Origin of the sequence: Sedimentisphaera salicampi (genome assembly GCF_002117005.1) — a bacterium.
GTDB lineage: Bacteria > Planctomycetota > Phycisphaerae > Sedimentisphaerales > Sedimentisphaeraceae > Sedimentisphaera > Sedimentisphaera salicampi.
Genome location: NZ_CP021023.1, coordinates 256,625 through 270,598, shown reverse-complemented (window position 1 = coordinate 270,598; position 13,974 = coordinate 256,625). Strand labels below are relative to the sequence as shown.

Annotated in this window: 10 protein-coding genes; 2 read left to right on the top strand and 8 right to left on the bottom strand. The window is 45.9% G+C overall.

Features of this window, described 5'->3' with window-relative positions; translation table 11 throughout:
* The first annotated feature begins 2 nt into the window (after positions 1 to 2).
* Positions 3 to 1,427 (top strand): sulfatase family protein, encoded by a 1,425-nt coding sequence (locus STSP1_RS00970; protein WP_085754554.1) that lies wholly within the window; start codon positions 3 to 5, stop codon positions 1,425 to 1,427.
* Positions 1,428 to 1,461: 34 nt separating this feature from the next.
* On the opposite strand, the gene cyaB is transcribed toward STSP1_RS00970, so the two are convergent.
* The 8 genes from cyaB to STSP1_RS00930 all read right to left on the bottom strand — a co-directional run bounded on the left by cyaB (position 1,462) and on the right by STSP1_RS00930 (position 11,067).
* Positions 1,462 to 2,955: a class IV adenylate cyclase gene (gene cyaB, locus STSP1_RS00965; RefSeq protein WP_085754553.1), complete on the bottom strand. Its 1,494-nt coding sequence runs from the start codon at positions 2,953 to 2,955 to the stop codon at positions 1,462 to 1,464.
* The gene (locus STSP1_RS00960; protein WP_161491548.1) at positions 2,952 to 3,641 is read right to left on the bottom strand and encodes an HAD family hydrolase; all 690 of its coding nucleotides are present in this window, start codon (positions 3,639 to 3,641) and stop codon (positions 2,952 to 2,954) included. Before STSP1_RS00960 ends, cyaB begins: the two co-directional genes overlap by 4 nt.
* Positions 3,634 to 5,379 (bottom strand): single-stranded-DNA-specific exonuclease RecJ, encoded by a 1,746-nt coding sequence (recJ, locus tag STSP1_RS00955; protein WP_085754551.1) that lies wholly within the window; start codon positions 5,377 to 5,379, stop codon positions 3,634 to 3,636. The genes STSP1_RS00960 and recJ overlap by 8 nt, the downstream gene beginning before the upstream one ends.
* Positions 5,380 to 5,540: 161 nt before the next feature.
* Positions 5,541 to 6,065, bottom strand: a complete 525-nt coding sequence (locus STSP1_RS00950) for an RNA polymerase sigma factor (protein WP_085754550.1) — start codon at positions 6,063 to 6,065, stop codon at positions 5,541 to 5,543.
* A 51-nt stretch (positions 6,066 to 6,116) separates the two neighbouring features.
* A complete protein-coding gene (locus STSP1_RS00945) occupies positions 6,117 to 7,826 on the bottom strand; it encodes a FecR family protein (RefSeq protein WP_085754549.1) in 1,710 nt (569 codons plus the stop codon).
* A gap of 1 nt (position 7,827) precedes the next feature.
* Positions 7,828 to 8,352 (bottom strand): sigma-70 family RNA polymerase sigma factor, encoded by a 525-nt coding sequence (locus STSP1_RS00940; RefSeq protein ID WP_085754548.1) that lies wholly within the window; start codon positions 8,350 to 8,352, stop codon positions 7,828 to 7,830.
* Between the two features lie 164 nt (positions 8,353 to 8,516).
* The gene (locus tag STSP1_RS00935) at positions 8,517 to 10,052 is read right to left on the bottom strand and encodes an alpha-N-arabinofuranosidase (RefSeq protein ID WP_118158581.1); all 1,536 of its coding nucleotides are present in this window, start codon (positions 10,050 to 10,052) and stop codon (positions 8,517 to 8,519) included.
* Positions 10,053 to 10,215: 163 nt separating this feature from the next.
* Positions 10,216 to 11,067: a prepilin-type N-terminal cleavage/methylation domain-containing protein gene (locus tag STSP1_RS00930; RefSeq protein ID WP_085754546.1), complete on the bottom strand. Its 852-nt coding sequence runs from the start codon at positions 11,065 to 11,067 to the stop codon at positions 10,216 to 10,218.
* Positions 11,068 to 11,504: 437 nt separating this feature from the next.
* On the opposite strand from STSP1_RS00930, the gene STSP1_RS00925 reads away from it, so the two are divergent.
* Positions 11,505 to 13,910 carry a glycoside hydrolase family 3 C-terminal domain-containing protein gene (locus tag STSP1_RS00925; RefSeq protein WP_161491546.1) on the top strand — a complete coding sequence of 802 codons (2,406 nt, stop codon included), beginning with the start codon at positions 11,505 to 11,507 and terminating at the stop codon, positions 13,908 to 13,910.
* Positions 13,911 to 13,974: the final 64 nt, after the last annotated feature.

The window sequence follows — 13,974 nt, the reverse complement described above, 5'->3', positions numbered from 1 at the left end:
GAATGCAAAGAAGAGATTTTCTCAAATCAAGCGCGGCTGCTGTAATCAGCGGTGCAGCAGGGAAGGGTTTGCTGGCGAGAACGGCGAAAAAGAAACCAAACCTGCTTTTCATCTTTCCAGACCAGTTCAGGGTGCAGGCTCTCGGCTTTACCGGTGAAGATCCTACAATCACGCCGAACTTAAACAAATTCGCCAGAGAATCGCTGAATTTTTATAATGCAGTAAGCAACAGGCCGCTTTGCAGCCCTTATCGCGGCATGCTTATGACAGGCAAATGGCCTTATACCACCGGCATAACCACAAATTGCAATTCCTCGCAACCTGATATCTATCTGCGGAATGATGAAGTAACTTTTACCGATGCTTTATCGAACGCTGACTACCAAATTGGGTATCTGGGCAAATGGCATCTGGACACTCCGCGGGGAGTGCCGGTTGCAGATCACTGGAAGAAGGCTCAGTGGGACTGCTACGTGCCCCCAAAGCGTAGACACAGCATAGACTACTGGCACGCCTACAACTGCAAGGACCGCCATATGAACCCGCACTACTGGATTAAAGATGCGGGAGAGGACGATAAGGCGTTCTTCGATCAGTATTCCCCCATACATGAGGCTGAAACTGCAGAGAAATATATAAAGAACGAAGACGGAAAGATGAGAGACTCCGGCAAACCCTTTGCATTGTTTGCTGCTATGAATCCGCCTCATCCGCCTTATCACCTCGTACCTGATAAATACAAAAAGCTATTCAAAGATAAGAGTCTCGATAAGCTTATCAACAGGCCAAATGCGGACAGGAAACTTGCAGGCAGGATTGCTAAGGATTATTTCGCTCAGGTTGCAGGAGTGGATGACGCGTTCGGGATGATTATGGACGCTCTGGAGAAATCCGGCGAGAAAGAAAATACAATCGTAGTTTTCACTGCCGACCACGGTGAGATGATGGGCAGCCACAACCGCAAGGGCAAAGGCGTTATATACGAGGAATCCTTCAGAATACCTCTTATGGTTCGCTGGCCGGATAAGATAATGCCCGGCAAAGACGGCCTGCACATAAATGTGCCCGATACGATGCCCACCCTGCTTGGGCTTATGGGATTAGAAAAGCATATTCCCAAGCAGGCAGAAGGAACGGATTTCTCTAAGGTGTTTGAAGGCAAGGAATTTGAAAGGCCTAATACGAGCTTTTTCATTTCGCCCGGAAGCGAGGAAATCGGCGCTCGGGGCGTTCGCAGCGACAGATACACCTATGAAGTGAAGCTGAGAAAAGGGAAGAAACAGATAAGGCTCTTTGATCGAAAGAGGGATCCCTATCAAATGCAAAATATAGCATACCAGAAGAAAGATGTGGCTGAAATTATGCACAAAGAGCTTCAAAACTGGCTTGAGAAAACCAGAGATCCCTACGCCAAACAATATGCGTAAAGCGGTTAGCTGATTCAGTGATGTGCGGCTGCTTTTACGCAGTAAGAACCTTCACAGCAGAAGGGAGCACCTTTATCTCAAGCGGGAGCTTCGGTCCGGGGTCTCCATCGATCTGCGATACAACGCTCCCTCCGAGCGAGGTGATTGAGATATTCCGGCACTGCCTGTAGATATTTTCTGTGCAGTAGCTGTTCATCTGAAAAAGGCTCATCACGATATATCTGAGCAGGTCGTTCTTATTCTCGCAGGGCATAATACACAGATCAAGTAAACCATCGTTGTAATCGGCTTCACTTAGAATCCGCATACCTGTTGCGTATCGCGAGATGTTGCCGATGAAGAGAATTGCTTTGCCGGAAAAAACGTCCTCTCCGTCTGCCGAGACTTTCATATTCGGTATCTCGTGGCTCCAAAAGGCCTTCCACGCAGGCCAGAGATAATCGATATGGGTAATGTTGCCCTTCCTCGTTTTGGAAAGCATCTCAACAGTTTCCGCATCGTAACCTATACCGAGAACTGAGGTGAATGTAAGTCCGTTCACCTTGGCAACATCAAGGTTGCGGAGCCTTCCCTCTGCTAATATCTTTTTGTAATGCTCAAGGCTTCTCTGGTAGCCCAGCTCCTTGGATAGAAGGTTTTCCGTGCCGCCCGGGATGAGCATAAGAGGCTTCTGCGTGCCGCAGACAGCATCAATAGAGCATCTTACAGTGCCGTCGCCTCCGCATACAACAATAAGCGAGCAGCTCTCATCGCCTGCAAGCTCCTCAAGGCAGGCCTTTATCTTTTCGAAGGATTTTGAATCGTAGAAGTGAGTATTGAGCCCCTGCCTGCCGAAATACTCATACACCTGTTCTGCAAGCTTTACGGATTCCCCTGACCCTGAGCTGCGGTTTACCACGAATGCGATTTTTCCGGATAGTGGCGAAATGTCCGGAGCATCTTTTTTACCGTCTTTTTCCGAAACAGTTTCAAAGAAAAAGCACCTCTTATGAAAGCCTTTTTCCTCGCATTTTTTTACCACAGCCTCAGCGTAGGAGCATTTCTCCGGGGGCAGGGAGAGTTCGAGCTCGGTGCATACCGCATTTACGCTCTCTTCATCTTCGCCCTCAACCTCAACGAAATCACCTATATGCGGTAAAGTATCAATACATATAAGGCAGTTTTGAAAATGCCAGTGGAATCGTTTTTTCTCAAAGGCAAGGGATACTGAATAGCCAAGCCCTTCGAGGATAAGTTTCATTTCCGGGAAATTATCGATTCTGGTTTCGTTTTCACTCCTCGTTTTGATCTTAGAATCTTCCCGTTTGCCCTTGAAGCACAGCCAGCAGTCATCTTTGCCCGTGTTCAAATCTTTCTCTTTCCTCAGCCTCAGGGATTCTCCGCGGGAGTAAACCGACGCGTCATTATCGTCAAAGTAGTAATCTCTTTGAAGTACAGAACTTCCAAGCACAGCGCCTTTTCTGCTGAGTTTCTCAAGGAAAATCGACAGTGAATCTAATTTTGCTTTATATTCAATTTCCATACTCATAAGAGAATTTTTCCAAGGTCTTCAAATGAATCGATTATAGTTTCGGGCAAATACTCTGCGGACAAAGAGGCATCTGTGTTCATATTCTTGGGAGCCTTTATCATTATCGTACGCCATCCAAGATGGTTCGGGGCCTTGAAATCTTTTTCAGGATTATCAGCAATGTAAACGCACTCATCAGGGGCAAAACCGCCCTTTTCCAAAATCATATTGAACGCCTTCGGTGCAGGTTTCCAGAAGTCCCTGCCGAGCTTCTCTGTGCAGATTATATAATCAAAAAAGCCTTTAATGCCCAAGGCCTCAATTTTGAGCTCCTGTGCAGGAAGGAAGCCGTCTGTGATAAGGGCGAGCGTGTATCTGCTCCGAAGCCTTTCGAGCAGATTCCATACGCTTTCAGGGAGAGTGATATCAGGGCTGTGAGATCTGTATTTTTCCACCATCTCCATAATAAGCTCTCTGGAATAAACCGCTCCGAGGCTATCAAGTGCTCTGTTGAAAACTTTCCCGTCGCCGGCGAGGTTAAAGCTTTCTGTAAGCTTTTCCGTAAGGACATCAGGCGAGACTCCGAACACCTGCGAAAACTCAATTCCAAGCGACTTGAAGCCGGAGAGACAGTAGTCCCTCTCGGGATAGAGAGTGTCATCAAGGTCAAAAACTGGGCATCGAATTTTGTGTTTATCAATCAAATTTGAAATCCCGAATAACAAACTGAGGTCTCTTTTCACCATTGTACTCGTTAAAAATCGGCTCGAATGCAACAGAAAAATAATCGCTTTCGAGAAGTTTATTGTAATATGAAGCCATCTTAAAAGCAACACAGGGCATTCTGCCTCCCGCATCCCTTATCACAAAGCGAAGGTGCTCTTTTGCTGCCCCTATTTTCTGCGGGCTCCCCTCGAGCCTAATCCCCCTTGCTGCAAATAACGGTCTGGGATTGCCCTTGCCGAAAGGGGCAATCTTCTCGAGCTGCTGAAAAGTTTTGGGGCTGAAGTTCTTAATGCCGAACCAGCCTTCAATTTCAAGCTTTTGTACTAGGATATCATCAGAAACGTTCTCTTTGGCATACTCTTCAAAATCTTCCACAAATCGCGGGAGATTTTCTGTTTCGATTGTTATGCCCGCTGCCTCGGAATGACCGCCAAATTTCACAAGATGATCTGAGCAGGCATTTATGGCATTCAGTATGTTGAAACCTTCTATTGTGCGGGCTGAGCCGGTTGATAATTTCCCATCTGAATTGAGCAGTATAGTTGGCTTGTAAAACTTCTCTATAATCCTTGAGGCAACAATCCCTACAATCCCAAGATGCCATTCTTCCCCTGCGATGATAATGCTTCGCCTGTCTGGATGGTCGAGTCCTGTGGCAGAGATGAGGTGGGATGCTTCCTTTAAGATTCTCTTTTCAATCTTTTTGCGTTGATTGTTCTGCTCCTTGAGATACTCCGCTATCCTCAGCGCCCTGATATCGTTATCTGTTGTAAGCAGTTCCACAGCGAGCCTGGCATGCCCCATCCTCCCTGCGGCATTAAGCATGGGCGAAATCCTAAAACTCAGGTCAAAGGTGTCCAGCGATTTGCCGCTCAAGCCGGCAGCGTTCATCAACGCCCTAATCCCGGGAAGGCTCGAGAGACGCAGAGAATTAAGGCCGTAGCTGATTAGCGATCTGTTCTCGCCCGTGAGAGGCATCACGTCTGCCACAGTGCCCAGAGAGGCGAAATCTGTGGAGATTAGCAAGAGATCTCTGCACTGCTTGTCTGACAGGCCGCTGCCTCGATATTCCTCGCAAAGCGCCCATGCAAGCTTCATCGCCACCATCGCCCCGCAGGATTTGGGACTGGGATAGTCATCAAGCATAGGGTGTATTACAGCGGAAGCAGCCTCGGGGAGCTTCTCTTCAGGAACGTGGTGGTCTGTTATTACCACATCCATGCCCAGCTGGACGGCATAATCCACCTCTTTGCTGCTGCAAACGCCGCAGTCAACAGTTATTAGCAGTGCAGCGCCGCTTTGGGCGATTTCGTCTAATGCTGCTGTATTAAGCCCGTAGCCCTCTTCGATCCTGTGGGGAATATAAAAGTTGTATTTAGCCCCAACAGCATCAAAGAAGCGGCATAAAATTGATGTAGCTGTGATCCCGTCAACATCATAATCTCCGTAAACAAAGACCTTTTTACCTTCCTTTATCGTTTCAACAATCTTCTCTACCGCTTCTTCCATCTGCGTAAAGCGTTCGGGAAGGATTAAATCTTTCAGGGATGGCTTGAGAAACTTCTTTGCTTCCTCCATCTCCGTAATATTTCGGTTTATAAGCACCTGAGCGACTGCAGGAGTTACACCGAGCTGGGAGCAAACATCTTTTATCTTCTCTTTGTCAACGTCTTTGACCTGCCATTTTTTCTCTATCTTGCTGAGTTTATTTTTCATTCTAAGCTGCAAAACGCTTTCATTTACTGAACAAATTTACCAAATATCTGATTATAGTGATTGCGGGCAAATCTTCCAGTTTCAAGCGAAATGTTTAAAATCTTTAAAAAGCCGCTCAGCGAAAACAGCAAGATAATAAAGGAGATTTGAAACTTCAGTTTTTAAACAGCAACATCTTCTCTTCTAAGCTCTATATTCAATTTTCGCCGGAGTTTTCTATGGATTTTCTGAAGCTTATAATGAACGCATCTTATAGAGGTGGAGTGTATTTCAGCAAGTGATTTGAGGGTAAGCCTGTCTTCATAGCGTTCAGAGAGAAAGGCTTTCTCTTCTTTCGTGAGAAGCTGGAGCTGTTTATCCAGCATTTCTTCAATTTCGGACTTCTGCCTTTGGCTGAATCTTCCGGAACGGGATCGGAAAGCCTCAAGCAGCTCAGGGTCGTGAGAATTAACTTTGCAATGCCTTTTCTGAAGATTGTAGTAACGAAGGATCTGAAGCCTGGCGATAGTGAGCCCCCATGCCTTAAACTGTTCGCTGTCTGTAAAAGGCTTGTACTTTTTCCACATCACAAGACAAACCTCTTGCATTATATCTTCTGCATCATTTTTGTCAGACACATGAAAGGCTATGTAGCGATAAATAATCTTATCAACTTTTTGAAACATCCTTACAAAGCTTTTATCCATTACAATGTCCTTTAAACGCAGATAAGCTGTTAAATAATAAAGCTGTATCTTTTAGCGGCTCTCGGCCAGATTTAAGACAGGATCTTTTAACAAAGACCAGCAGTAATTTACTTTCCTTCTGTCAGCAGGCACAGCGGTTATCACAGTTAGAAATTCGTCTGAAGACTGAATAGAGACATCAATATCGCAAGGCTGGTCTTGAGGTGTCTGGGCTTCCTTGTGGAATTCCATTTCCCCGTCAAGCAAAACATAGATATCACAGGAAGGCATATTGGTGTCTGAGAAGTTTTTATTCAGTTTCAATTTTGAATTGTCGAATACAGTATCGGAAAGGCCAAATTCAGCAGTGAAACCTGCAAGAGATATATTCCCATACGCCTCTCTGATTCTCCTCAAATCAAAGGTTATCCCCTGATTGGGATGCATAAAAATACCTTTAGCCTTTGGATACCTCAAAACCTCGCCGGCGAGGCTTAGATTATGCCTGAAAACATCAGGATTTTCAAAATGAACCATCCCATTGATAATACCCCCCCAGTAACGCCCTGAAGCTCGGGGCATCCAACTGAACGAATGGCCTTCTGAGCTTATTTTAACCTCACCATTGCCGGATGCAGGCACAAAAACACCATCAATAAACTGCAAATCTTTCACGGGATTGAATCTGTTAGAGTTTGCTCTTTTCATTATCATACGAATTGATCGTCTATGGCCAAAATCTCCATTAAGAGAATTTATAGCGAAAGCTGTTTTACCAGTTCCTAAGCCGTTTCCCCCACCCACAATATCAGCTAAATCAATCCGTTTTTCACCCCTCCAGACTACTTTGGCGGTTTCATCGAAATGGCGGGCAAACTTATTTTTTGCCAGTTCAATCTTCTCAACCGCAAGCGAGGCCTCAGTTACCTTGCAGGCCATACTTTCCACTACATCAAAGGCCGTATTGTTCAGCCAGCCCTTGCTGCTTATAAGGCGTGTTTTGCCGCTGAATACATGCAGCTGCGAACTGCCCTTTTTATCCGCTGTAACGCCGAATTCTGTGCCCAGATCAACCACTCTTGAGTTATCGGTGGACACTGCAAAACCCACGCCTTCCACAGGGACATTTGAATAGATACTACCGTAATCCAGATTAATCTCTGAAATGCTTGAAAAACGAAACTCTGCCGGGCCTTCAACCACCAGCTTAACCCCCCTGTCGGTTTTAAACTCGGCCAAACCCTTTTTTAGCTGAATATTTTCAGAGCCGGTATAAATCGGATCCTTCTTATTATAAACCTGTCTGCCCCATTCTGCCTGATAGCTGTCTTCGAGAGCAGCAACCTTCTTCATCTCAGGAACAAACAAGTTTGCATAAATCAGGAAAAATATTATAGCTGCAGCAGAAACAGCGCCCGAAACGGCAGTAAGCCAGCTTATATGCCTTGGCTGTTTTTGGGCGAGATCCTGATTAATCTTTTTCTTTGCAGGCTCTTTAGGTTTTTTCTCGCTCCGTGAAACAGCAGGAGCATATTTCTCATACCATGCAAGCTCTGCAAGGACATTGAGGCAGTTCTCCTGAGAGAAGCTGTCCTGCTCGCAGACATAACCGCCTATTGAATTGAGCGAGCTGCAAACCTGAATATATTCTCTATAGAAATCCCTTGCCTGCTTATCTGATGCGAGTATTTCGTTGAACCGGTGTCTCTGCCGGTCGGTAAGCATACCGTTTACTGAGCTTTCGATAAGAAGACTGAGCTCTCTGCACATTTCCGAATTCATATTATAATCCCTCTCTTTCAAGGGTGTTTCTGACGCATTTGATAAGGTTCAAGTGTATTCTTGAAAAACTCCTGAAAACCGACTGTAAAGACCGCTCGGTCTGCTCTGCAATCTCGCGGAGCTTCATACCCTTAAAATACCGCATATCGATAAGCCGGCAGTCTTTTGAGTTCTGCTTTGATACGCAGGTTTTTAATGCTTCAATTCTTTTATTAAGCTCATCCTGCTGGTATTGGGCTTCTTCCGCGAGCAGCTCAAACACCTCGCTTGTAAACACAGACTTGCGTCTCTTCTTGCGGTAATATTTGAGGCATTCATATTTTGCGATCTGAGCGGCCCATGAAACGAAATCAGAATCAGGCCTAAAGCTGTCAAATTTTTGAAGCATAATAACTGAAGTATCCTGCATAATGTCATCAGCATCCGCCTTGTTCGGGACAAGTGTAAGGATGAAATTGTAGATGCGGGGATAGTTTGCAGTTAGAAGATTAGTAAACTCTTTAGTTTTTGACGACTTATTACTCATAATAAACGCAATAAAATTTTATTCCTTTATTATGATACTCCCGCCGGCTCTGTTTTTTTCGGAAAAATTTTGAAAATCCACCCAAAAAAAGCAGGGCTTTTAAAAACCCTGCTTCAAATAGGCTCAATCAGCTGCCTGAGTGCTCAGATTTTATTCCTTGAATTTCAATTTTTCTGTTTAACAGTAAAAGCGGAAACAGATTTTGCTGGCAGTTCGAGGCTGAGCGTATTGCCTTTGATTTGCACGTCGTTCAGGGCGGTGGGCTGAACATTACCCGGACTGCTGAATGTGTTATGTGAGTTGATTTTATTTGCTGTAAGGGTTCTGCCTGAAACATCTGCGATATCTCTGCCTTCAACCTCAATAGAAATCTTCTCGCCGGATTGGTGATTGATATTACAGATGGTAACGTAAACCCCGTTGTCTGTTTTTGAAGCAGATACATTAAGAGCAGGTAAATTTTCGCCGCCCAGACTGTAAGAACGGGCTTCAAGACTGGAATTTACAAGCTCGGAACCCTGATGGTGCTTATACATCTCAAACACGTGATAGGTTGGAGTTAGAATCATCTTTTCTTGCTTTGTGAGTATCATAGCCTGAAGCACATTGACAGTTTGTGCAATGTTTGCCATTTTAACACGTTTGGCGTGTTTGTTAAATTCGTTCAGGAATATACCCGCTGAAACCGCATCCCTGATAGTGTTCTGCTGATACAGAAAGCCTGGCTTTGAGCCGGGCTGACGATTCCACCACGTACCCCATTCATCGACATAAAGCCCGATGCTTTTGTCCGGGTCGTATTTGTCCATAATCTCTATATGAGCGGCAAGCAGATCTCTAACCTTCAGGGCATTGTCCATAAGCTTGAACCAGTCTTTTTCTTCGAAATCAACAGCGCTGCCTTTATTACCCCAGCTGCCAGTCATAATATAGTAATGCAGGCTTATGGCGTCCATCTTACCGCGGCAGTTTCTCATCAGCACTTCCATCCAGTGCGTGTCCCAGCTGTTCGGGCCGCAGGCAATCTTTTTAACTCGGCTGCCCGGGTAGTTTTTTACGTATGTCTGATAGCGTTTATAAACATCAGAATAGTACTCCGGCGTCATATTTCCGCCGCAGCCCCAGTTTTCATTGCCCACACCGAAATACTTCACATCCCAAGGCTCTTCTCTGCCGTTTTTTCTGCGGAGGTTTGCCATCTCGCTTTTCCCTGCAAACGTAAGATACTCCACCCAGTCCATCATCTCTTCAGGCGTTCCCGAGCCTACATTCCCCGCAATATACGCCTCGCAGTCCAGAAGCTCGCAAAGCCGCATAAATTCGTGTGTGCCAAAAGAGTTGTCCTCAGTTACCATTCCCCAATGAGTGTTTACTATCTCTGGGCGCTGGTCTTTCGGGCCGATGCCGTCTTTCCAGTGGTACTCATCTGCAAAGCAGCCTCCCGGCCAGCGGAGTACAGGAACATTGAGATTCCTGAGGGCATCAAGCACATCTTTGCGAATACCTTTAACGTTTGGTATATCGGAATCTTCTCCAACCCATATCCCGCCGTATATGCATCTGCCGAGGTGCTCAGAGAAATGCCCGTAGATCTCAGGGGCTATAATAGGAGCCCCGCTTTGTTCTGAAATCTTTAGCTTATTAATATCAGCCCCGTGTTTAACAGCTGTTTTCGATACTACGCTGGAAACTGAAACCATAAGAAAGACAGTAATGCAAATTGAAACAGTTTTAGAGAATCTCATTTCAAAGCTCCTTTTAATTACACGAAATTATCAAATTCGAAACACATAAAATAAAGGGGGCAGTGAAGCAGCTGCTCCTTAGGCCCCCAAAGGTTTTATTAGCTTTTATTGAATTGCCCTACCACCAGAACCATACACCGCCTGTGGTAAGCTTGTGTTTGATATTCTCAAATTCGCCTGTATCTCTGTACTGACCAGTATCACGCCAGCTTACGTGGCCGTCAACGTAGCCGATATTGGCACCGTCCGGTGCAGGCTCGCCGGTTCTGCCCACGTTTTGATTCTTTGATCTGTGGTTAGACCTGTCAACCACGCCAAACTCATGATAAGCCCCGCCGGCCTGAATCCGGAAGAAATTAGAGCCGCTGCTGTCGCTGATGATGTTGTCCATAATCAACGGGGTTTCGCTGGTTTCATCAACGCCTTCCATACTCTTAACCCAGCTTGCAGATTCGCCTGTCTCAAGCTCTCTTGGGGTCATTGTTGGGTTCTTGTAGAACATATAGGTATAAGGCATAACGCGGTAATGCTCTTTCTGCACCTGTTCGGGCATTTTTGATTCATCCTGAATCGGGACAGGACCAGCTGTTGCGTCGGTTGGCCAGCCGCTTCTCCATGTAAACTGCCAGAAGCGGGCATCATCCGGCTCACGCAGATTGTTTGAAGGGCAGAAAAACACCTCATTATCGGTAAATCCGGCGTATTCCGCAATTTGGTTTGTAGTCCAGAAACTCAGATCCCAGAGCCAGTTGCCCTGGCCGGCAAGGTCTTCCCCGATTGTAGGGACTTTGTAATTATTCTCAGTAGCGTACATATTAACACCAATGCACTGCTGCCTCACGTTATTGCTGCATACTGTTTTCTTCGCTGCTTCTCTTGCCTTTGAAAGCGCCGGCATCAAAACAGCCATCAGGAGAGCAATTATTGAGATAACTACCAAGAGCTCTATTAAAGTGAATGCTTTTTTCATAATCAACCTCTTAAAACGTCTTAACTATTCAGTTATTGATATTTTATTGTTTCTTGTTGACTCCCATATTAGCAAATCAGGGACACTATAAAAGGCCATTTAACGTTAAATCATAACCATTTTGCGTTTTGCGATTACTCAATCAATCTCCGCTGCATTGCTCGGATTTAATCATTTTTCACCAACAAGCCTCCGCAGGATTTTGGCGGAAGCTTTGCATGAGAAAATGGTGCGAAAAGGCAAAATACAACAGCTGTTTATATTTGCTATCGAATCCGATTCTGCTAAAATCGTTAATCAAATGTATTTTAAGATTACTTTTAAGGGTTTTAAGGATGGCACAGTCAAAAAAACTATCAACATCTATTATTCTGGCTGCCCTTTTGATTTCAATCATTTCGGGCAAGTCAGAAGCGAGTATTCACAGGGAGGAGACAGTGGAAAAAATTCTTAACGAAATGACGCTTGAGGAGAAGGTGTCCCTATGCCACGGAGCAACGCATTTCACAACTGCCTCAATAGAGAGGCTCGGGATAAGGCCGCTTGAATTTGCAGACGGCCCGCACGGAGTGAGGAACAGAGATGAAAACCACACCTACTTTCCAACAGGAATTTCTGTGGGAGCTACTTGGAACCCAGAGCTCGTCAGAGACTACGGCAGAGCTCTTGGAACTGAGACCGTCGCTTCCGGCAGAGATGTTATATTAGGTCCTGCAATCTGCATCAACAGAAACCCGCTATGCGGGCGGTTTTTCGAGTATATGAGCGAAGACCCTCACCTCGTTTCAGAGCTTGCCGCCGAATATATCAGGGGCGTACAGAGCACCGGAGTTGCGGCGTGCGCAAAGCACTACGTGGCGAACAGCCAAGAAGAACAAAGACGCACGATAAGCGAAAATGTTGACTTGAGAACGCTGCACGAGATATATTTCCCGGGCTTCAAGGCCAGCGTGCAGGAGGGGAATGTGCTTACCGTTATGAGCGCATACAACAAGCTCAACGGGACTTACTGCTCAGAAAACGGTTTTATCCAAACCGATATACTTAAAGAGAGATGGGGTTTTGACGGACTTGTTATGAGCGACTGGGGAGCTGTTCACAGCGTTAATGCTGCTGAGGGCGGGCTCGACCTCGAAATGCCCGGCAATGATAACAACTATCTCGGCGAGCCGCTTCTTGAAGGGTGCAGAAATGGAGAGATCCCTGAGAGCAGGGTTGATGATATGGTAAGGCGGATGCTCAGGCTGCATTATGAAATCGGAGCTCTCAAAGAATCGCCCAAGCGGCAAAGACCTAAGCTTGATAAAGAGGCAAACAAACAGATTGCACTTGAGACGGCAAGAGAGGCAATCGTGCTTTTGAAAAATTCACCAGCAGCCCTGCCGCTGGAGAGGAAAGAATTAGATTCTATATTTATCACTGGCATCAATGCAGACAGAAAACACGGCGGGGCAGGAGGAAGCAGCACAGTTCACTGCGATTATGAGATCACCCCGCTGGAAGGCATGCGGACAGCCTGCGAGGGAAGCAATACAAAGCTGCATTACAAACCATACACCGGTCCGCACCAATTGAAGCCCATACCGGCAAAAAACCTGCTTACTTCAAAATCAGCCAATCAAAACGGGCTCATCGGCCATTACTACGATAACAAAAATTTCGACGGCAGCCCCGCTGAAGTGCAAACTGACAGTCAGGTAAATTTCAACTGGACAGGGAAATCGCCGGCAAAGAGAATACTCAAAACGAACTTCTCTGTAAGATGGACTGGTGCTTTGAAAGCAGAAGAAACAGGCAATTATATATTAGGGCTCAACAGCGACGACGGGTCAAGACTGTATATCGACGGCGAGCTTGTTATAGATAACTGGGGCAACCACGCTGCAAAACTTGAAACCTGCAAATACAGGCTCGAGAAAAAACAAACCTATGAGATAAAAATTGAATATTACAACGGCATCAGAGATTCAGTTGTAGAGCTGCTCTGGGGCAAAGAGCCCAATTATGACAAGATATTCAGAGAAGAAGCCCAGATGGCTTCCCGTTGCGGAGCGGCAGTTATATTTGCGGGGCTGAGCCATAAATACGACAGCGAAGGCGGAGATAAACCGGATATGAAGCTCCCGGGCATACAGGTCGAACAGATCAAGGCAATTGCTGCGGAAAACCCCAATACGATTGTTGTTCTGGTGGGCGGTTCGCCTGTTGAGATGGGCGGTTTTCTTGGAGACGTGCCTTCTGTGATTCAGGCGTGGTATGCCGGCCAGAGAGGCGGAGAGGCCATAGCTGATATTATTTTCGACAAGGTTAATCCCTCAGGCAAGCTGCCTGTTACCTTGCCCAAACGACTCGAAGACACCCCTGCCTTCGCAATCGGCGAATACCCGGGCGAGAACGGCGAGGTGGATCATAAGGAAGGAATCTTTGTGGGATACCGTTACTACGACACGATGGACGTTGAGCCGGAGTTTGCCTTTGGCCACGGGCTTTCATATACAAACTTTGAATATTCCGATCTGAAAATTACCAGTGAAGAGCCGTTCTCAGCTAACGTTTCCCTCACGGTTAAGAATACCGGCAAAAGAATGGGCAAGGAAACCGTACAGCTCTATATACACGACAAAAAGAGCTCTCTTAAAAGGCCTGTTAAAGAGCTGAAGGGCTTTGAGAAAATATCTCTTAATAAGGGGCAGGCTAAGACAGTTCAATTCACTCTCAGCAAAGAAGATTTTTCATTCTTCAACCCAGAGCTTGACTGCTGGATTGCAGAGCCAGGAGAGTTTGTGATTATGGCAGGCAGCTCTTCAAAAGACATAAGGCTTGAGGGAAGCTTAGAATTCTAAGAAGGCTCCAATCTGATAAAACGAACATTTCAAAATTTTAGAAGAGAGGCTGCAAATTTAGTCC

Coding starts and splice junctions, on each gene's coding strand:
- STSP1_RS00945 (WP_085754549.1), bottom strand. CDS start 7,826: ATGAATTCGGAAATGTGCAGAGAGCTCAGTCTTCTTATCGAAAGCTCA.
- STSP1_RS00935 (WP_118158581.1), bottom strand. CDS start 10,052: ATGGTTTCAGTTTCCAGCGTAGTATCGAAAACAGCTGTTAAACACGGG.
- STSP1_RS00950 (WP_085754550.1), bottom strand. CDS start 6,065: ATGGATAAAAGCTTTGTAAGGATGTTTCAAAAAGTTGATAAGATTATT.
- STSP1_RS00940 (WP_085754548.1), bottom strand. CDS start 8,352: ATGAGTAATAAGTCGTCAAAAACTAAAGAGTTTACTAATCTTCTAACT.
- cyaB (WP_085754553.1), bottom strand. CDS start 2,955: ATGAGTATGGAAATTGAATATAAAGCAAAATTAGATTCACTGTCGATT.
- STSP1_RS00930 (WP_085754546.1), bottom strand. CDS start 11,067: ATGAAAAAAGCATTCACTTTAATAGAGCTCTTGGTAGTTATCTCAATA.
- recJ (WP_085754551.1), bottom strand. CDS start 5,379: ATGAAAAATAAACTCAGCAAGATAGAGAAAAAATGGCAGGTCAAAGAC.
- STSP1_RS00970 (WP_085754554.1), top strand. CDS start 3: ATGCAAAGAAGAGATTTTCTCAAATCAAGCGCGGCTGCTGTAATCAGC.